Origin of the sequence: Achromobacter sp. JUb104 (genome assembly GCF_024806975.1) — a bacterium.
GTDB lineage: Bacteria > Pseudomonadota > Gammaproteobacteria > Burkholderiales > Burkholderiaceae_B > Achromobacter > Achromobacter spanius.
In genome coordinates this window covers 22,386-40,925 of record NZ_JANUEY010000006.1, presented here as the reverse complement: position 1 = coordinate 40,925, position 18,540 = coordinate 22,386, and the positions used below count along the sequence as shown (strand labels likewise).

The 18,540-nt window shown below is 61.8% G+C and carries 16 protein-coding genes and 1 tRNA gene; 16 read left to right on the top strand and 1 reads right to left on the bottom strand.

What is annotated here, in order from left to right; all coding sequences use genetic code 11:
* Positions 1-53: 53 nt before the first annotated feature.
* From M2361_RS28535 to M2361_RS28500, 8 genes are all read left to right on the top strand, one after another.
* Positions 54-1,211 carry an ATP phosphoribosyltransferase regulatory subunit gene (locus M2361_RS28535; RefSeq protein WP_259253138.1) on the top strand — a complete coding sequence of 386 codons (1,158 nt, stop codon included), beginning with the start codon at positions 54-56 and terminating at the stop codon, positions 1,209-1,211.
* A gap of 76 nt (positions 1,212-1,287) precedes the next feature.
* Positions 1,288-2,583: an adenylosuccinate synthase gene (locus M2361_RS28530; RefSeq protein WP_162941177.1), complete on the top strand. Its 1,296-nt coding sequence runs from the start codon at positions 1,288-1,290 to the stop codon at positions 2,581-2,583.
* A gap of 81 nt (positions 2,584-2,664) precedes the next feature.
* Complete coding sequence (locus tag M2361_RS28525) at positions 2,665-3,207, top strand: phosphoribosyltransferase (RefSeq protein WP_100855090.1); 543 nt, start codon at positions 2,665-2,667, stop codon at positions 3,205-3,207.
* Between the two features lie 379 nt (positions 3,208-3,586).
* On the top strand, positions 3,587-3,799 hold the full coding sequence (gene rpsU / locus M2361_RS28520) for a 30S ribosomal protein S21 (protein WP_006218592.1): 213 nt from the start codon (positions 3,587-3,589) through the stop codon (positions 3,797-3,799).
* A 19-nt stretch (positions 3,800-3,818) separates the two neighbouring features.
* Positions 3,819-5,879 carry a DNA primase gene (dnaG, locus tag M2361_RS28515; protein WP_259253127.1) on the top strand — a complete coding sequence of 687 codons (2,061 nt, stop codon included), beginning with the start codon at positions 3,819-3,821 and terminating at the stop codon, positions 5,877-5,879.
* A gap of 676 nt (positions 5,880-6,555) precedes the next feature.
* Entirely contained in the window at positions 6,556-8,835 is a 2,280-nt protein-coding gene (rpoD, locus tag M2361_RS28510; RefSeq protein WP_259253126.1) for an RNA polymerase sigma factor RpoD, read from the top strand.
* A gap of 9 nt (positions 8,836-8,844) precedes the next feature.
* Positions 8,845-8,923: transfer RNA gene (locus M2361_RS28505), tRNA-Ile, on the top strand.
* 400 nt (positions 8,924-9,323) lie between these two features.
* Positions 9,324-9,581: a hypothetical protein gene (locus tag M2361_RS28500; RefSeq protein ID WP_259253125.1), complete on the top strand. Its 258-nt coding sequence runs from the start codon at positions 9,324-9,326 to the stop codon at positions 9,579-9,581.
* Between the two features lie 345 nt (positions 9,582-9,926).
* On the opposite strand, the gene M2361_RS28495 is transcribed toward M2361_RS28500, so the two are convergent.
* Positions 9,927-10,220: a hypothetical protein gene (locus M2361_RS28495; RefSeq protein ID WP_100855096.1), complete on the bottom strand. Its 294-nt coding sequence runs from the start codon at positions 10,218-10,220 to the stop codon at positions 9,927-9,929.
* 491 nt (positions 10,221-10,711) lie between these two features.
* On the opposite strand from M2361_RS28495, the gene M2361_RS28490 reads away from it, so the two are divergent.
* The 8 genes from M2361_RS28490 to M2361_RS28455 are packed head-to-tail and all read left to right on the top strand — an operon-like array spanning position 10,712 to position 18,533.
* Positions 10,712-10,978, top strand: coding sequence for a hypothetical protein (locus tag M2361_RS28490; protein ID WP_100855097.1), 267 nt, complete (start codon positions 10,712-10,714; stop codon positions 10,976-10,978).
* Positions 10,979-10,992: 14 nt separating this feature from the next.
* A complete protein-coding gene (locus M2361_RS28485; protein ID WP_259253124.1) occupies positions 10,993-12,414 on the top strand; it encodes a hypothetical protein in 1,422 nt (473 codons plus the stop codon).
* Entirely contained in the window at positions 12,411-13,040 is a 630-nt protein-coding gene (locus tag M2361_RS28480) for a pilus assembly protein (protein ID WP_259253123.1), read from the top strand. Before M2361_RS28485 ends, M2361_RS28480 begins: the two co-directional genes overlap by 4 nt.
* The gene (locus M2361_RS28475) at positions 13,037-13,759 is read left to right on the top strand and encodes a hypothetical protein (RefSeq protein WP_259253121.1); all 723 of its coding nucleotides are present in this window, start codon (positions 13,037-13,039) and stop codon (positions 13,757-13,759) included. The genes M2361_RS28480 and M2361_RS28475 overlap by 4 nt, the downstream gene beginning before the upstream one ends.
* Positions 13,756-14,610 carry a Flp pilus assembly protein CpaB gene (cpaB, locus tag M2361_RS28470; RefSeq protein WP_259253120.1) on the top strand — a complete coding sequence of 285 codons (855 nt, stop codon included), beginning with the start codon at positions 13,756-13,758 and terminating at the stop codon, positions 14,608-14,610. The genes M2361_RS28475 and cpaB overlap by 4 nt, the downstream gene beginning before the upstream one ends.
* Positions 14,607-15,983, top strand: a complete 1,377-nt coding sequence (locus M2361_RS28465) for a type II and III secretion system protein family protein (RefSeq protein ID WP_259253117.1) — start codon at positions 14,607-14,609, stop codon at positions 15,981-15,983. Before cpaB ends, M2361_RS28465 begins: the two co-directional genes overlap by 4 nt.
* A gap of 4 nt (positions 15,984-15,987) precedes the next feature.
* Complete coding sequence (locus tag M2361_RS28460) at positions 15,988-17,691, top strand: ATPase, T2SS/T4P/T4SS family (RefSeq protein ID WP_259253116.1); 1,704 nt, start codon at positions 15,988-15,990, stop codon at positions 17,689-17,691.
* Positions 17,688-18,533: a type II secretion system F family protein gene (locus tag M2361_RS28455; RefSeq protein WP_259253115.1), complete on the top strand. Its 846-nt coding sequence runs from the start codon at positions 17,688-17,690 to the stop codon at positions 18,531-18,533. Before M2361_RS28460 ends, M2361_RS28455 begins: the two co-directional genes overlap by 4 nt.
* Positions 18,534-18,540 lie beyond the last annotated feature (7 nt).

Genomic DNA, 18,540 nt, shown 5'->3' with positions numbered 1-18,540 from the left:
TTTTCGTTTGGGCGACGCCCACGCATCACTTGGCGTTATTCAGGTAAACATTCATGGGTAACTGGTTGCTGCCCGAGAGCCTTGCCGACGTACTTCCGGCAGAGGCCCGGCGCATCGAGGAATTGCGCCGCGAACTTCTCGATTTGTACCGTACTTACGGCTTCGAGCTGGTCGCGCCGCCCCTGGTCGAATACATCGATTCATTGCTGTCCGGCACCGGTAGCGATCTGGATCTGCGCACGTGCAAGCTGGTTGATCAGCTGACCGGGCGCACTCTGGGTGTGCGGGCCGACATGACTCCTCAGGTCACGCGCATTGATGCGCACTTGTTGAACCGCGCTGGCGTAACCCGCCTGTGCTATTGCGGTAACGTGCTGCACGCTCGCCCGGCTGATCTGCTGTCCAGCCGCGAGCTGTTGCAAATCGGCGCCGAGATCTACGGTCATGCAGGTTTTGAAGCCGATCTGGAAATCATCCAGCTTGTGCTGGAAACGGTGGCGATCGCCGGGGTGCGCAACCCCCGTCTGGACTTGTGCCATCCGGGTGTGGTTCGCGCCATCGTCGAGTCGGATCCGGCCGCCGTGGCGTTGGCGGAGGACGTTATCCGTTTGCTGCGCGATAAGGACGTGCCGGGGTTGGTTGAGCTGGCCTCGCGCGCGCCGGGCATACGGGAAGAGACGCTTAAGGCGTTGACCTTGCTGCCGAATTTGTACGGTGGCCCGGAAGTGCTAAAAAATGCACGCCGAGAATTGCCGCTGTTGCCGGGTGTGGCGGCAGCATTGGACGCGTTGCAAGCGCTGGTGGACGCGATGCCCAATGTGGCGTTTGGTGTGGATCTGGCCGACGTGGGTGGGTATGGCTACCACTCCGGCGTGAAGTTCGCGCTGTATGCGGAAGGCTGGCACGACGCGCTGGTCAGTGGCGGCCGCTACGACGACGTCAGCCGTGCCTTCGGTCGGGCTCGTCCGGCAACTGGTTTCAGTCTGGATTTACGCAAACTGGCGGCGGGTTTGCCGCCAGCGGAACGGGCGCGTGCGGTTCGCGCGCCTTGGGGGCAAGCCCCCGCCTTGACCGAGGCGGTTCGCCGTCTGCGCAGGTCAGGGGAAATTGTCGTTCAGGTATTGCCCGGTCACGAGCAGGATCAGGACGAATTCGTTTGCGATCGCGAGCTGGCGCTGCAAGATGGCGCCTGGACGGTCAGAACGCTGTGACTAACTCCCTCTTGGAAACGAGAGGGCCGCGGGGAGATTTCCGGATTTCCCGAGAAACTCGATATTGATTCGTAACATGAGCAAGAACGTAGTCGTAATCGGCACCCAATGGGGTGACGAGGGCAAGGGCAAGATCGTCGACTGGCTGGCGGAATCCGTCCAGGGCGTGGTTCGCTTTCAGGGCGGTCACAACGCCGGCCATACGCTGTGGATCAACGGCAAGAAGACGATTCTGCGCCTGATCCCGTCGGGCATCATGCATCCTGGTGTCACCTGCTTTATTGGCAATGGCGTCGTGCTGTCCCCGGAAGCTCTGCTCAAGGAAATCGAAGAGCTGGAAGCTGCGGGTCTGGACGTGCGTTCGCGCCTGCAGATTTCCGAAATCTGCCCGCTGATCCTGCCTTATCACGTGGCCATCGACAAGGCGCGCGAAGCGCGCAAGGGCGAAGGCAAGATCGGCACGACCGGTCGTGGCATTGGGCCGGCGTACGAAGACAAGGTCGCCCGTCGCGCACTGCGCGTGCAGGACTTGTTCAACCCGTCGCTGTTTGACGAAAAGCTGGCCGAAGTGCTGGATTACCACAACTTCGTGCTGACCAAGTACTTGGGCGCCGAAGCGGTGTCGGCTGACGAGGTGCGCGATCAGGCCATGGCGCTGGCTCCGGCCATTGCGCCGATGGTCAAGGACGTGTCCAGCAACCTGTACGCAATGCAGCAGGAAGGCAAGCGCATTCTTTTCGAAGGTGCGCAGGGCGCTTTGCTGGACGTCGATCACGGCACGTACCCCTTCGTCACCAGCAGCAATTGCGTGGCTGGTGCCGCGTCCGCGGGTGCTGGCGTAGGCCCGCAGCAATTGGACTACGTGTTGGGTATCACCAAGGCGTACACCACCCGCGTCGGTTCGGGCCCGTTCCCCACGGAATTGGTTGACGAGATCGGCACCCGCCTGGCCACCATCGGCAAGGAATTCGGTTCGGTCACAGGTCGTCCGCGTCGCTGCGGCTGGTTTGATGGCGCGGCGCTGAAGCGTTCGGTCCGTCTGAACGGCATTTCCGGCCTGTGCATCACCAAGCTGGACGTGTTGGACGGTCTGGAAACGATTCAACTTGGCGTCGGCTACCGCGTGAACGGCGAATTCCGCGACGTGCTGCCTTATGGCGCGCACGCGGTTGCGCAAGCGCAACCGGTCCTGGAAGAGCTGCCGGGTTGGTCGGAATCGACCGTCGGCATCACCGAGTACGACAAGCTGCCCGCCGCGGCCCGTCGTTACCTGGAGCGCGTTGCCGAAGTTTGCGGTGTGCCGATCGACCTGGTGTCGACGGGGCCTGACCGCAACGAAACCATTGTCCTGCGTCATCCCCTGAAGGGCTGATCGGGTTAATATTCCAAAGGCCGCCGCCGGTCTCATACCGGCGGCGGCCTTTTCGTATCTTTAAGCAGGAGATGCTTACCTATGAGCACGCCGACCAATGATGAAAGCCATCTGTGGGTGACGTGGGACGATTACAACCGGTTGATCGAGCGCCTTACCTTGCAGGTGCACCAGTCGGGATGGAAGTTCGACAAGATTCTGTGTCTGGCGCGCGGCGGCATGCGCGTCGGCGATGTTATGTCCCGTATTTTTGACGTGCCCTTGGGCATCCTGGCGACCAGCAGCTATCGCGAGGCTGCCGGCACGAAGCAAGGCGACATGGATATCGCCCAGTTCATCACCATTACGCGAGGCACCTTGTCCGGCCGCGTGTTGCTGGTTGACGACATGGTCGATACCGGAAAAACCTTCAACAAGGTCTATGACCACCTGAAGCGCCAGTTCGCGGACATCACCGAGCTGCGCAGCGCGGTGCTGTGGTGGAAGGGGCATTCCCAGGCCACGCCCGACTATTACGTTGAAAAGCTGCCGACGAATCCGTGGATTCACCAGCCGTTCGAAGATTACGACAGTCTTCGTCCGCATCAGTTGGAAGCCTGGATCCGCAAGGGTCACACGAGCTGATCCGTTGTGAGCGTCAGAGGAGGGGGGCTAGTACGCGCCCAGAGTCCCTCCTAGTAGTCAAAGCGGCGCTGACCATGCTAGAATCGCTGGTTATCGCTAAACCGAACTTGGCTTGTTACTCTTTGGGTAGTGTTTGGGTAACGGAAACAGCCAGCGGAAATCCGAGAAATAAGTAAGAACGAGTAGAAGTGGGTGCGCATCGGTGTTGTTCAAGCAGCGCTGCATGGTTCCCAATTAGTCGTTTTTCAAGAACTCGGGTTGCGCTTTCAAAGGTTCCACGTTCCGCGGTTATCGCGGACCTGGACCCGCGCAGCGTTGCTGGTAAGCAAGCCAGGTTTGTCATCAACTTTTGTTACCCTACAAGCAGGCCAATCACTTTATGCCTATCGTTCGACTGAAGGAAAACGAACCGTTTGAAGCCGCTCTGCGTCGCTTCAAGCGCACCATCGAAAAGACCGGTTTGCTCACCGAGCTGCGTTCGCGCGAGTTCTATGAGAAGCCCACGGCTGAGCGCAAGCGCAAGCACGCCGCCGCCGTGAAGCGCCACTACAAGCGCATCCGTAGCCAACAACTGCCCCCGCGCCTGTATTGATTTTTGATTCCCGAATCTATTGATTCCAGAATCATTCATCCAGGATCTACTCGCCCGAGTCGACGTCGTCGACGTAGTCGGGCGATATGTGCAGTTGCGAAAGGGTGGGGCCAACTTGCTTGGCCTGTGCCCCTTTCATAACGAAAAAAGTCCGTCATTCACTGTCAGCCCCACCAAGCAGTTCTATCACTGCTTCGGCTGTGGAGCACACGGCAGCGCCATCACTTTCCTGATGGAACATACGGGCACCAGTTTCCCCGAAGCCGTGCGCACGCTCGCGGCTTCGGCGGGAATGACGGTCCCCGAAGAAAATCGCAGTCCACGCCAGCAGCAGGAATCCGCGCGTCGTAAGGCCGAGGAATCCCGCCATACACAGGTGCTGGATGCCGCCCAGGCGCATTATCTGAAGCAGTTGCGAGCATCGCCCGCCGCGATCCGCTACCTGAAACAACGCGGCCTGACTGGGGAAATCGCGGCACATTTCGGCTTGGGGTGGTCGGGCACCGACCGCCACGGGCTGTCGCAGGTATTTCCCAATTACGAAGACCCTACGCTGGTCGAGTCAGGACTTGTGATCGAGTCTGAAGATGGCCGCCGCTATGACCGTTTTCGCGAGCGCGTCATGTTTCCGATCCGCAATGTGCGCGGTAGCCTCATCGGATTTGGTGGACGCATCATCGGCAAGGGCGAGCCCAAGTACCTGAATTCCCCCGAGACACCGCTGTTTTCCAAGGGCCACGAGCTATACGGCCTTTGGGAAGCGCGCCAAGCCATTCGCCAGGAAGGTCAGGTGATCGTGGTTGAAGGCTACATGGATGTGGTGGGGCTGGCGCAGCAGGGCATTGCCAATGCCGTCGCGACGCTGGGTACGGCGACCACGCCAGACCATGTGAAAAAGCTGCTTCGCGCAAGCGATAAGGTGATTTTCAGTTTTGACGGGGACGGAGCGGGCCGCCGAGCCGCCTGGCGAGCGCTGCAGGCTTGCCTGCCGGTGCTGCGGGACGATATCGCGATACGGTTTTTGTTTTTGCCGTCGGAGCACGACCCCGATTCTTACGTGCGCGAATTGGGCGCCGAAGCCTTTCGCGCCTGTTTGGGCGACGCGGTGGCGCTTTCGCGTTTTCTGTTGGACGAGTTGGCCTCGCGCCATAACATGTCTGAAGCGGAAGGGCGCGCCAGTTGCCTGCACGAGGCCAAGCCTTTGTTGGCGTCGATTCCAGAGTGCGCGTTGCGTGTTCAGATCGAGCGCGAAATGGCCAAGCTGGTACAGCTGACGCCCGAAGAAATGACGCAGATTCTGGCCCAGCAGCCCGCCAAGCCTTTTACGCCGGCCGGGTCCAAGCCCCCGCCTGGTGAAGGGGGCGGTGCAGCGGGTGGCTCTGGCTCGGATCATGATGGCGGGCACCCGGATATGGATTACGACTTTGCCGGCCATGATTTCCAGGACATTCCCGCCGACGAGCCCGACTATGCCGATTACGGGCATATTCCGTCGCACGGCGCCGAAATGCTTGGCGGTGGTGGTCAAAGGTCAGCAGGGAAGCCCGAGTGGAAGAGTAAAGGCGACTGGAAGGGCAAGAGCGACTGGAAGGGCGGGAAGGGCAACTGGAAGGGGCGCCGGGACAATGACGTCGGCGGCTTTGAAGGACGCCGCACGATGCCGTCGCTGGCCAAGCGTTTGCTGGGTCTTTTGTTGGCCCACCCCGAATTAGTGGATTCCATGGGTGATCAGCAGCTTGAAGTCATCGACCATGGCCCCCATCTAGGTTTGGTAAGAGACCTGATCATGCTGGCCCAATCCAGCGGTGCGCGCCATGTGGGCGCCTTGCTGGAAGCGGCTGATCCGGACTCGGACTTGGCGACCGTATTGAAAGGGTTGCGCGCGGATATCCTGTCGCAGGAAGATCTGCCCGACCCGCAGACGGAGTGGGATGACGCTTTGCGGCGCATTGAATTCGATTCAGCCAAGCTGGAAATGGCCAAATTGGCGTCCACCGGGCTGTCGACTGAGGAAGCGCGCAAGCGCTACCTGGAGCTCTCCGGCAGAATGGCCACCCTGAAAGGTGCCGGGATACGTTAAATGCGCTAAAATCAAAGGTTGTCCGCTGGCAGGCATAGGCGCCTGGCGGAACGGTCTGACGGAATCAAATCCCGAAATCGAGATCTAATTCTGAAGTAATGAGCTGGGAAGCCAGTTGAAACGCAGAGTTGAAAAGCAGTCGTAGAAAGTAGAAGCAATAGAAGCAAGATTGGCGCTTGGACGTAGTGCGCCAGAAAAGAGTACCAAGGAATTGAAATGCTGCCGAAGAGCTTAGGCGAAGAGCTTAATTCGGCAGCCGTATTTGTTACATCATTAAATTATTATGGCCAATGGCTGATGCCAAAGGCTGAGCGGTGAATCAGGCAGTTCAACGGCGAGCATTTTTGCGTAGCGTTAGTGGTCTGGGTGCTGTGTCTACATAGCTGCTAGGGGCAATGACCCCATAAGCAAGCAAAGCCTATTTATAGGCAGGCAGCCCCCCCAACGCCCGGAATCCGTCGCGGAATGAGGTTATGCACGTAAAGCGCCCCAACGGTATTGCACCGCCACGTCGCTAAACGGGTTCGAAAGAACTGGCGCTGCGAACAACGCAGCCGCGTGATCTTCGCCGATTTATCTGTTTTACCCGTAGCTGCGTCGCGCTAGGCCACAGTCTGGCGTGGTGCTTGCGCGGTGCAACATGCCCAAACGGGTTGCGACGACCACGGAAGCGACTATGACCAAATCCACCGGCAAATCCTCCTCTGCAATTGATGCGGCTGAAATCAAGGCCCCCGCGGCCAAGCGCGCCGTAAGCATGGCGGCGGAAAAAGCGCCCGCCAAGACGGCGGTGAAGGTCGCCAAGCCTGCTGCTGTCAAGACGGCTGCCAAAAAGGCAACCAAGACGGCTGCGGCTGACAAGCCCGAAAAAGTGACGAAGGCTCGCGCCAAGAAGGCTGAGGACAAGCTCGCCGACCTGGTGGGGGGCAGCGCCCCGCGTTCGGGCCCCGTGCCGAGCGGCCGCCGTCCGGGCCGTCCCGCCAAGAATGCCAACAATGATTCCGACGGTTTCGACGATACGATGGACGGCGAAGGCGAAGTCCTGCCCGATCTGAAGCCGCCCAAGCGTGGTGGCAAGCGCGGCAAGGCTGATCCCAAGGATCTGATCGCCCGTGGCCCCGTCACGCCGGAAGAATACGAAGCACGCCGCAACCGCCTGAAGCAGCTGATCAAGCTGGGCAAGGATCGCGGCTACCTGACGTACGGCGAAATCAACGACCATCTGCCTGACGACTTGGTCGACGCTGAAGCCATCGACGGCATCATCAGCACATTCAGCGACATGGGTATCGCGGTCTATGACCAGGCACCCGACGCCGAAACGCTGCTGATGAGCGAGAACGCGCCCGTCGCGTCCAACGACGACGATGTCGAAGACGAAGCCGAAGCCGCGCTCACCACGGTGGATTCCGACTTCGGCCGCACCACCGACCCCGTGCGTATGTATATGCGCGAAATGGGTTCGGTCGAACTGCTGACTCGCGAAGGCGAAATCGAAATCGCCAAGCGCATCGAAGACGGCCTGAAGCACATGGTCATGGCCATTTCGGCCTGCCCGACCACGATCAACGAGATCCTTGCCCACATCCTGCGCGTGCGCGAAGGCCAGGCGCAGATCGACGAAGTCGTTGACGGCCTTGTTGATCCGGAAGACGGCGAAGAATACGCCGGCGCCGGTGTCACCGCGGACGAAGACGAAGGCGACGACGGCCCCGCCGGCGGCATGTCCAGCAAGCAACTGGAAGACCTGCGCGTGAAGGCGCTGGCCAAGTTCGACGAAGTGGGCAAGCAGTTCGACAAGATGCGCCTGTCGTACGAGAAGGACGGCTACAAGTCAGACATCTACGTGCGCGCCCAGGAATCCATCCAGAACGAACTGATGGGTATCCGCTTCACCGCCAAGATGGTCGAGAAGCTGGCTGACACGCTGCGCAGCCAAGTGGAAGAAGTGCGCCAGCTTGAACGCGCCGTCCTGCATACGTGTGTGGACCGTGCCGGCATGCCGCGCTTGCACTTCATCAAGGTCTTCCCCGGCAACGAAACCAATCTGCAGTGGGTGGTGGACGAAGTTGCCGCTGGCCATCCTTACGCCGAGACGCTGGAACGCCAAATTCCCGCTGTTCAGGAATTGCAGCAGAAGTTGATCGACCTGCAAACGCGCGTCGTGTTGCCGCTGAAGGACTTGAAAGACGTCAACAAGCGTATGGCCACCGGCGAAGCCAAGGCTCGCAAGGCCAAGCGCGAAATGACCGAGGCCAACCTGCGCCTGGTGATCTCGATCGCCAAGAAGTACACGAACCGTGGCCTGCAGTTCCTGGATCTGATCCAGGAAGGCAACATTGGTCTGATGAAGGCCGTGGATAAGTTCGAATACCGTCGCGGCTACAAGTTCTCGACGTACGCCACGTGGTGGATTCGTCAGGCCATTACGCGTTCCATCGCTGACCAGGCGCGCACCATCCGCATTCCGGTTCACATGATCGAAACGATCAACAAGATGAACCGGATCAGCCGTCAGATCCTGCAGGAAACCGGTGCCGAGCCGGATCCCGCAACCCTGGCGCAGAAGATGGACATGCCCGAGGACAAGATCCGCAAGATCCTGAAGATCGCCAAGGAACCGATCTCGATGGAAACGCCGATTGGTGACGACGATGACTCGCACCTGGGCGATTTCATTGAAGATACGTCGACCCTGGCGCCGTCGGACGCGGCCTTGCATGGTTCCATGCGTGATGTGGTCAAGGAAGTGCTAGACTCTCTCACCCCGCGTGAAGCCAAGGTTCTGCGTATGCGTTTCGGTATCGAAATGAGCACCGACCAGACCCTGGAAGAAGTGGGCAAGCAGTTCGACGTCACCCGCGAGCGCATTCGCCAAATAGAGGCTAAAGCGCTGCGCAAGCTGCGTCACCCCAGCCGGGCCGATAAGCTGAAGAGCTTCCTGGAAGGGCAGTAATCGTTTCCTGGGCCTCTAGCTCATGCCTGGTTAGAGCAGCGGACTCATAATCCGTTGGTGCCGAGTTCGACTCTCGGGGGGCCTACCAAGAAAATCCTGAGAAATCAGGTACGAAACAGCCGCCAGCAATGGCGGCTGTTTCATTTTCGGCGTCTGCCGGACCCAACGCGCAGTGTCCAAAAAGTCCCTGTCTTCGGCATGCGCGACAAGGCGCGGGCGCAAGGGCCGGGTTCGACGCAGGCGTTGGTGCGCATGCAGCGTGTGGCGCAGCGCTACGATATGCAAGGCAGTGGCCGGGGGGCCACGCCGATGATGCTGGATCTACACGCCTGCCGCGATGTCCAGGGGCTGAACCGCCTGCTGCGTGGCAGGTCTTCGCGCAACCTGTCCAAGATCCGCCGTGCCGAGCGCATCGGCTATCGCGTGCGTCCCATTTCATTGATACCCCCGGCCATCGCAACGGGCCACTTGAGACCACAGAGCGTCTGGTGGCCTATACCAAGCTCGCGCGCAGCGGTGAATTGGTCCACTACCTGGACCTGATGGGGCACCGCGACCATCTGGCTGACGGCATCATGCTGCTTATGCATGTGCACATCGCGCAATGGTTATTGCACGCCGACACGCCACCAGCCCGCGGTGCGCGCGCTATCTGGTATGGGGCGCTTGAGCATGGAGGAGAAGGCCTGCTTACCTGGAAGCGGCGCGCGGGCTTCGCACCCGTGCGGGCCCGCTTGGAGGCCTGACGTCGCGCCGATGCCCGCCGGGCACCGGCGGCTGTGTCAGGCCATGTTGCCGCCTAGTCAGGCGATGGTGGGTTTAGCTAATAGAGAGAGAGATCATCCTCGGCCGGCCGCAAGCCGATTTGTTCTTGCAGCGCAACCTCTGCACAGTATGCGCGGACCATCGCCAGACAAAGTTCTTTGTCCGCGAACGAGAGCGCTCTGAATTGCTCGAGCGGGAAATTGGGGATAGGCCAGTCGTTCATGCATCGCACTCTACCAAGCGAACTCAGCTTTGCGTGGCTTCTAGGTCCAATCTAAGACCAATTGACTCCCCTCTCTGCGGCCCGCCGGGGCACGCCCCAGCGGCTACCGCGGGGCCATTCCTTTCCTGAGCTTGTCCGGCGCTTCAAGCAGCGATGACGCCAGCCCGTCACGTTCTTGCACACAGGGTTCGTCGCGCAGGCTTTTCATGAAGTCGTCGTAAAGTTCGCCCGTGACCCCGGCCGGCCGTTTGAAGTCGCCAGATAACTGATACGCACGCAGCAACACCGAGCGCAGCCGTTTGACCTCCCAGAGCAGCGAGATCACATCTGAATTCCAGGGCTGGCGTTCGCGGATGGTGCGAAGGTCGTCAAGGGTGAGGGGGGCTTTGAACGTCATGGCGGAAAATACTGTTTGTATATCCAGTATATTCCATCAAAAACGGGGACGTTCCTCGTTATCGCAACAAGTCCTGCGGCGTCTCGGAAACGAGATGGTTTGGCCGTCTTGATATGCCGAATGTCTGGCAATTACGACGCCCCAATGGAAGAGCGCCCCAGCTCAAGATGAGTCTGAGGCGCTCCTGCCCGGCTTCGCACGCGATGGGTGTCAGACAGCCCGGCAACTCAAATCTACTGCTGTGAAATTCCATCGGCAATAGGGAAAACCCCAGAAAATTAAAGGGTTACAAGAATATTGAGGGGGCCACGTCCACCCATCGCATGAACCCTTCGCAGCCCATGGTGCGAAGGGTTTTTTCTTGTTGGGCTGTCACGTTCTCACGCACGTCAAGATCGCGGGATCTTTTTGCCCACCTCGGCATGCGCGAATTGTGGCGTCCTGGGGCCGAGCCGACACTGACGCTTCATTCAACGCAGCGGAGAGCAGAGATGTGGAGCAGTCGAAAACGGCAATTGGGCCAGGGTATGACCGAATACATCGTTGTTGTGGCGCTCGTAGCGGTGGCGGCCATTGCCGTCTATCAGTATTTCGGCCAGGTGGTGCGTTCACAGACTGCCGCCATGGCACGTGAGCTTGCAGGGGAAGATGGCGGCACACAGACGCGCGCGGCACAGCAGGCGGCTCAGAAGGCAGCGGCTCAGGCCAAGGCTCGGTCGCTCAAGTCCTTTACCGGCAATGCCTCGGATGCGAAGTGATGACGCAGATGCGCATGCCTTCCAGCGTTCAGCATGGCCAGGCATTGGTGCTGGGCATGATGATCGTGTCGGTCGCGGCGGTATCCCTGGTTGTGCTCTACAACCTGGGTCAAACGGCGGAAGGCCGCATGCGCTTGACCCATGCGGCGGATGCGGCCGCGTACAGCGGCGCGCTTGAGCAAGCGCGCACGCTGAATGCCCTTGCCTATGTGAACCGAACGCAGATTGCGCATCAAGTCGCCATGGCGCACTTGGTCACCTTGGCAGCCGCCGCGCAGTACGGCCGCACCATGCACGCTCAACGTACCCGGGGCAACCCGCCTGCCGGCTTGATCGCCATGCTGTTCGGTCCGGATATGGGGCTTGCTTATCGGGCAGGGCAGGCATTGCCCGATGCCGAGTCGCGGTTGGCAAGCGCGTTCGCGCAACATGACCACGTTGTGCATCGGGTATTGGACGCGGCGGCGGCCTCAGCCATGGCGAGGCTGACGGCCTCGCGCGATCGCATCATGCGCAAAGTCCTGGACGCCAACATGGCTGATCCGGATCCGGGTTCTGATCAGGGTTCGAGTTCGGATTTGAGCAAGTCGCCGCGTGCGCGGGGTCTGACGTTGCATCTGCTGTCGGATGCGTGGCCGGGGTTCGCCGAGCGCAACGTAGCCACGCGCAAAGCGGGTTTGCGGCCAGCAGTGGAACTAGCGGCTGACCGCTACGGATATCTGCAAAAGCGCAATGCCACACGCCGTAATCCCTGGCCCGTCAGCAAGCGCTGCCCTTTGAAGCGGCATGAGTTGCGTCGCCGTGGTTCGACATGGCTTGGGCCCGATGGACGTTGGGGGGCCTTGGACACGCAGTCATTTCATGCGCTGCGATCCAATCGATGGATTGGTTGCTATTTCCGTGAATACTCAATGGCCTGGGGTACGGCGCAGGGCCAGAAGTCCAAGACGCCAGATGGCGTGGACTACGTGGATGAGCCGCCCGCGGACTTTTCCCAAGAGGACTTTTGGCGCTGGGTGGAGCAGTCCACCGCGTGGGACATCTTCAGCGGCGTGACCAACCCCATGGCGAATTCCTATGCGATGGCGTCCGCGCAGCGTTGGCCCGGCAAAGGCTTGCCGGCTTACCGCGAAGTCAAGGCGTCGCGCTTGCACGAAAGGCTGCGGTTTGCCGTGAGCGTGCGTTGGTCTGGTTCTGTACTGAAGACCACCGACGCGGACAGCGTGTTGGCGTTGCCGACGGGCATCTTTCGTTACGCCGCCCTGGGGCAGTCAGGCGGGATCACCGTGACCAGCGCCGCTGAAACGTATTTCTTGCGGCCGGAGCAGCGTGCGGATCGCCGTGAAGAACTGGCCACCTTGTTTCGACCTTATTGGCAGGCACGTCTCTCGGCGGTCACGCGCGCAGAGGCCTCGCATGCCCGGAGCGCACGATGATGCAGAGGAATGGGTATCTCCGTTGTCCCGCTCGGCAACAAGGGCAGGCGATCGTCGAGGGCTTGCTGATGCTGCCGCTGATGGCGGTGCTGGTTTGGGCAGTGTCCTGGGTCGGCGGGCTGCAGTTCTCGGCTCAACAGTTGTCGCAGGTCAGCCGCAAGACGGCGATGTTCGGCGCGCTGGGGCAGCCCGTGGCGCCAGCGCATTCGATGGTTGCCGCGGGACTGCGCCAACGGATCCTTGAACTGCCCGGCATCGCGCCGTCGAACATGTCTGTATTGCAGGGCGAATGGTTTGGCGACGGCCTGCGCCTGCTGTCGGTGTATGGGCGCGCGATGCCTTCGCGGAAGGGGCAAGCGCCGATCATCGCGCGCCATGCGCATGTGGCGATCGGTGCCGGCCATGCACATGGAGACGCCGACGCGCGCCGTCGTATTGGCAATGCACCGACCGCATGGCGCCAGGTTGAACGGGCGTCGCTTGCGCAGGCGCGACGCGTCGGGCCTGCCACACGGCGCATGGACGGTCCTTGGAGGCGGGCCGCGCTACAGACCGATTGGTTGTCCGCGTGGGCAGATGTGGTGCCGCCTGACCGGTTGGGAATACGTAAAGGACGAAAGCCATGAATGCGTACTCAATGACTTCGATTCTCTGGGCGAGGCCTGTCGTCGTTCGTCTGCTTCGTCGCTTGGCGGTAATGACGTGGCTTGCGACGGTGGCGGGCCCCTGCGTCGCACAGCCCTCGCAGTCCGCAACGACAGTCGCTGTTTCTCTAAGCGGGCTGCGCTTGCCGGAAGGGTCCACGCATGCCTTGCTGGCTGACCGCGTGTGGCTTCATGGCTACCCGGCCCAAGTGCTGGTGTTTGACGCACCGGCGGATAGCCGTGCCGTGGTCCGCGCGTTGGTGGACCAGCAGCCGGGCTTGTCCGATTTGAATGTGCTGCCGGGCCATCTCATCCTGTCTGGCTGGATCGATGATCAGCAATGGGTGGCGCAAATGCAAAGTGCAGGTCCGAGCCGGACCATCGGCACGGTGTCTTCGCTGCGCATGGCGGCCCTTCCCAACCCTGTGATGCCCGTCTGGCTGCCAGAGGGCGCACGGCTGCGCCTCGATTTTGCCGTGATGGAGGCGGGCGTCAAAGTGTGGGAGCGTATTTGGCAACATGGCTTGCCGCCTTCTCGGATAGCCCCCTTGCTAAAAGCGGCCTTGCTGCGCGACGGGTGGCGCCTTGAAGCAGATGACGGCGCTTTGCAGTCATGGGCGCGCGCAGACCAACGCATGCAGGTGTCGTTGGTGCCGTTGGATGCGGGCAGCGGCCTGCGGGTCAGAAGGTGGGTGCCATGAAGGCTGCACTGATGCATGGCGTTTCCCGGCTGCGCCGCGCCGGCGTGTATGGGCTGGCATTGATGGCGGGGTTGCTGTCGGCATGGGCCGTGCGCGAGCACGTGCAGCAACGGGTAGAGGCGTTGGAAGCCGAGGCTCGCACACCGGTTGTCGAGCGTCTGGTTGCGGCCTATGACCTTGCCGCGGGCACGCGGCTGGAAGAGGCTGACGTGGCGGTCCGCGAAATTCCGGCGCAGTGGGCGTCTTCCGCCAGCCTGGATCCGCTGGCGCTGAACAATTTGCTTGGTGGCACCTTGGTGGCGGATGTGGCCCACGGCGAACCTTTGCTGAAGTCACATCTGACTTTCTCCACGCCGACCCCCGCCTTGGCATCCCGACTGCGTTCAGGCCAGCGGGCGCTGACTGTCGCCGCGGCTGACCTTGGCGGGCTGGCCGATATGCTGCGTGCCGGTGATTTGATCGACATCTACGTGACCTTTCCTCATCGACAAAGAGAGCTCACCGTGCCTTTGCTGCAGGGCATGCATGTGCTGACGGTTGGCGCCGGGGCCGATGAAGATGGGGGGGCAAGTGGTGCCGGCAGCATTACGCTTGCCGCCGATCCGGACCAAGCCATGAAGTTCGTCGCTGCCAGGCAGGCGGGCTCGTTGACGGCCATGCTGCGACATCGCGACGATGAGGCGGCCGTTGCCGAATCCACTCAGACGGATCTGGCCTCGCTTATCGGATTGGCGCCGGAACCCGCGCCTGCTCCCGGCGTAACGATCTTGTACGGGGACCGCATGCAGGCGCAATCGCCTGTTCCTTCAGACGCCGCCGCAATGGCGGGTAGTGCATCGGAGCGGCCATGAGACGCATCGCATTCATCCTGAGCGCAATCACGCTTGCCCTGACGTCCACCACGGCCACTGCCTCCACCTCAACTGAGCCGCAGGCGTTGGAGTTGCAGGTAGGTGAAACGCGGGTACTGCCGCACCCCGGCGTGAAACGAGTGGCCATTGGAAACGGACAGGTGTTAAGCGCCGTTGCGACAGAAGGCCGGGACGTCGTGATCTTTGCCCGCGCCGAAGGCGTGTCGTCCGTGCACGTCTGGGCGGCCGGGGCCAAACCGAAAGCCTATGACCTGCGCGTTGTCGCCGCTGGCGCGCCGCGTTTGCGGGCAGAGGTTGAGTCGCTGCTTGCCCGTATTCCTGGCGCGCGCAGCACCACGGTGGGAGGGCGAATCGTGATCGAAGGAGACGATTTGTCCGACGACGACCGGGCACGCATCGCGGCCCTGGCCGAACGTTATCCCGCCATCCTGGACTTCACGGGGCAAGTGGGATGGGACCGAATGGTGCTGCTTGATGTGCAGGTGGTTGAGATTCCCACATCGCGAATGCGCGAGTTCGGCCTGCGTTGGGACGGGGTGACTCAAGGCGGTGCGAATGCCGGCCTGGCCTGGGACGCAGGCTCGCGGGCGCGCATGACCCGACCTGGCGAATCCATCATCGAGACAGCCGGGCCGGCATCGGCCGCCGCGGGTTACTTCGGAGTCAATGCCTTGCTGTCCGCCCGCATCGCCGCGCTGGCGCAAAGTGGTGAAGCCGTCATGCTGGCGCAGCCGCAACTGCTTGCGCGCAGCGGCGCCAGCGCCACGTTCCTGGCGGGCGGCGAGGTTCCCTACACGTCGACCGATTCGCGTGGCAATCCCACCACCTTGTTCAAACCGTATGGCGTGTCGCTCAACATCACGCCGCGCATCGACCGAAACGGCGTGATTCGGTCGTTGATCGAAGTCGAGGCCAGTTCTGTCGACACGTCCCTAAGCGTTGCGGGTGGCCCGGCCTTGCGGACGCGGCGGGCTTCCACCGAATTCAACGTCAGATCGGGCAATACGCTGGTCATTGGGGGTTTCTTGTCGCGAGAGCAAGGCCAGGAGATCAATGGCCTGCCCTGGTTGCAGAACATTCCCATTCTTGGTGCCTTGTTTTCGTCGCGCAGGTTTCAGCAGCGCGAAACCGAGTTGGCCATTTTTGTGACCCCCAAGATTGTGTCGCAAAGCGAGCCCGCAATGCAGGATAGGGTGCGGCGCGGGCGAGGGGTGTTGGACACGGCGTTTCCAGAGCCGCCGCGCCTGGGCACCGCAACACCCGTCACCGTCGACGCTTGGGATCCCTATGCAGGTGCAGGTTCGCAGTGGGTCGCCCGCGATGACTTCCCCCAGACTCCACATCAAGAGTGACGCCATGCTCGACATCGAAATGACATTTGAAGATTCCGGCGTTCGCCGACAGTTCGAGCCGACGCCGGTGCTGATCGGACGGGGCTCCCAGTGCGGCTTGCGTATCATCAATTGGCGAGTCGGGCGGCAGCACGCCCGTTTGCTTCGTCAAGACGACGATATTGTCCTGGAGGATCTGGGTACCTTGGCAGGCACCCTGGTGAACGGAGCAAGAGTGGTGCGTCATGCGCCGGTCTTGCCCGACGACGATATCCTGATAGGTCCTTGCCGCTTGCGCGTACGGTGGGTGGCGCCGGACGATGCTGCACCGGCTCTGGCCTTCGCCGTAGCCGTTGCGCCCGCATCGCCGGACGCGGCCGTGCTGACCCCGGCTGAGACGGCAGCGCCTTCGATAGCCACGATGCCGTTGCCGCCCATTGCGCCACAGCGCGTGCAAGCGCGTCGGCGCCTGCACGCGGCCTTGCTCGACGCGCTGGACCTGCGCCGGCGCGACGTCGCGGGCATGAGCGACGGCACGTTGCGCGCCGAAGCCGAGCGCCTGCTGACGCATATCGTCGCGTCGGACGTCGATTTGCCCGACGATGCGGCCAAGCAGGCCTTGTGCAGAGAGGTGCTGGACGAAGCCGTGGGATTGGGCCCCTTGGAGCCCCTGCTGGCCGCGCCCGACATCACCGAGATCATGGTCAACCGTTATGACGAGATCTATGTGGAACGCGCGGGGCGGCTTTGGCGACACCCCGCCGCATTCACCAGCGAACAATCGGTGCGTTGGGTAATCGAGCGCATCGTCACGCCACTGGGCCGTCGCATCGACGAAAGCTCGCCCATGGTTGACGCACGCTTGCCCGATGGATCGCGCGTGCACGCCATCATTCCGCCGGTGGCGATGAAAGGCGCCAGCTTGACCATCCGCAAGTTTCCGCAGCGGCGGCCCCAGATGTCCGATCTGATCGCGGCGGCGTCCTTAAGCGAGGCCATGGCGCGATTCCTGGCGCTATGCGTCAGGATGCGCAAAAACCTGGTTGTGTCCGGCGGCACGGGCTCGGGCAAAACGACCTTGCTGAACATCTTGTCCAACGAAATCCCCGATGGCGAGCGGATCGTCACCATTGAGGACGCCGCCGAGTTGCGGCTGAATCACGATCATCTGGTGGCCCTGGAAGCGCGTCCCGCCAACCAGGAGGGCAGGGGGCATATCGCCATACGCGAGCTGGTACGCAACGCGCTGCGCATGCGGCCGGACCGTATCGTCGTCGGGGAGTGCCGTGGCGCCGAAGCGTTCGACATGTTGACGGCTATGAACACGGGCCACGAGGGCTCGTTGACAACCTTGCACGCGAACTCACCTCGCGATGCCTTGGGCCGACTGGAATCGATGATCCTGATGGCGGGCCTGGACTTGCCCTTGTCCGCCGTGCGCGAACAGATCGCCGCCAGCGTTGAGCTTGTGGTGCAGCAGGCCCGCTTGGCGGACGGCCGTCGCGTCGTGACGTCGATCGTCGAAGTCGCGGGGATGGAAAGTGGGCGCATACAACTGCAGGAGCTATTCCGATTTGACCGGACGGCGGGCTTCAAGGGATGTGGAGCGTTGCCCGGCTTTTCGCAGGGTTGGTCTGACGATGGGGTATCGATGGATCCGGCGTGGTTCACCGAAACGTCGATGCCGAAGGGGACGCCTTCGTCCAAGTCTGCACCGGGGTTTCCATGATCTGGCTGGCGGCGGCGGGCGCTATGTGCTGCGCAGCAGTGTTGGTGCTGCATGCCCAGGCCTGGTTTGCGCCGGCATTGCGCCGCTACCGGGAGCTTTACACGCAAGACGCGGGAGTCCGGCTTAGCGAGGTGTTCCTGTTCATCGACCCCTCGCAGTTGTGGCTGGCGGCCGTCGCCTGCGCGGCGCTGGCGGCGGCGTTGGCTTTTTCGTTGACGGGCAGTGGCATTCTGGCGGCGTTGCTTGCCGGGCTGGCCTCTCGGGCGCCTCGCATGATGGTTGAGATGCTGCGGCGCAGGCGGGCACGTCGTTTCGAACAGCAATTGCCAATGGCGTTGTTGATGCTGGCCTCGGCATTGCGCGCAGGGGTCGCACTGCCCACGGGCTTGCGCCATGTGGTTGAGCAGAGCGGCGCACCGCTGGCCCAGGAATTTGGCTTGATGCTGCGGGAGCAGCGCTTGGGCGTGCCGTGGGATGCGGCGCTAGGAAATTTGCAGTCGCGGATGCCCGCCGACTCCACCTCGCTGGTGGTGGCCGCCATGCGTATTGCGGCACAGACCGGCGGTAACCTGGCCGAGGCGCTGGAGAGCATTGCGCAAACCTTGCGTGCGCGCTTGCAGTTGCAGGCGAAGCTGCAGGCGCTGACATCCCAAGGGCGTTTGCAAGCATGGATAGTAGGGGCGCTGCCCTTGGTGTTGCTCGCCGTATTGAATGAGCTTGAACCCGACATCATGGGCTTGCTGTGGCACACGCCCATGGGGTGGGGCGTGCTTGCGATGGTGGCCGTACTGGAGACGGCGGGTGTGTTGCTGATCCGGCGCATTGTCCGGATCGAGCTCTAACAGGAGG

What these genes read in the sequence shown, in the direction of transcription:
- M2361_RS28535 (WP_259253138.1), top strand. Translation starts at nt 54, where the DNA reads ATGGGTAACTGGTTGCTGCCCGAGAGCCTTGCCGACGTACTTCCGGCA.
- M2361_RS28530 (WP_162941177.1), top strand. Translation starts at nt 1,288, where the DNA reads ATGAGCAAGAACGTAGTCGTAATCGGCACCCAATGGGGTGACGAGGGC.
- M2361_RS28525 (WP_100855090.1), top strand. Translation starts at nt 2,665, where the DNA reads ATGAGCACGCCGACCAATGATGAAAGCCATCTGTGGGTGACGTGGGAC.
- rpsU (WP_006218592.1), top strand. Translation starts at nt 3,587, where the DNA reads ATGCCTATCGTTCGACTGAAGGAAAACGAACCGTTTGAAGCCGCTCTG.
- rpoD (WP_259253126.1), top strand. Translation starts at nt 6,556, where the DNA reads ATGACCAAATCCACCGGCAAATCCTCCTCTGCAATTGATGCGGCTGAA.
- M2361_RS28495 (WP_100855096.1), bottom strand. Translation starts at nt 10,220, where the DNA reads ATGACGTTCAAAGCCCCCCTCACCCTTGACGACCTTCGCACCATCCGC.
- M2361_RS28490 (WP_100855097.1), top strand. Translation starts at nt 10,712, where the DNA reads ATGTGGAGCAGTCGAAAACGGCAATTGGGCCAGGGTATGACCGAATAC.
- M2361_RS28485 (WP_259253124.1), top strand. Translation starts at nt 10,993, where the DNA reads ATGCCTTCCAGCGTTCAGCATGGCCAGGCATTGGTGCTGGGCATGATG.
- M2361_RS28480 (WP_259253123.1), top strand. Translation starts at nt 12,411, where the DNA reads ATGATGCAGAGGAATGGGTATCTCCGTTGTCCCGCTCGGCAACAAGGG.
- M2361_RS28475 (WP_259253121.1), top strand. Translation starts at nt 13,037, where the DNA reads ATGAATGCGTACTCAATGACTTCGATTCTCTGGGCGAGGCCTGTCGTC.
- cpaB (WP_259253120.1), top strand. Translation starts at nt 13,756, where the DNA reads ATGAAGGCTGCACTGATGCATGGCGTTTCCCGGCTGCGCCGCGCCGGC.
- M2361_RS28465 (WP_259253117.1), top strand. Translation starts at nt 14,607, where the DNA reads ATGAGACGCATCGCATTCATCCTGAGCGCAATCACGCTTGCCCTGACG.
- M2361_RS28460 (WP_259253116.1), top strand. Translation starts at nt 15,988, where the DNA reads ATGCTCGACATCGAAATGACATTTGAAGATTCCGGCGTTCGCCGACAG.
- M2361_RS28455 (WP_259253115.1), top strand. Translation starts at nt 17,688, where the DNA reads ATGATCTGGCTGGCGGCGGCGGGCGCTATGTGCTGCGCAGCAGTGTTG.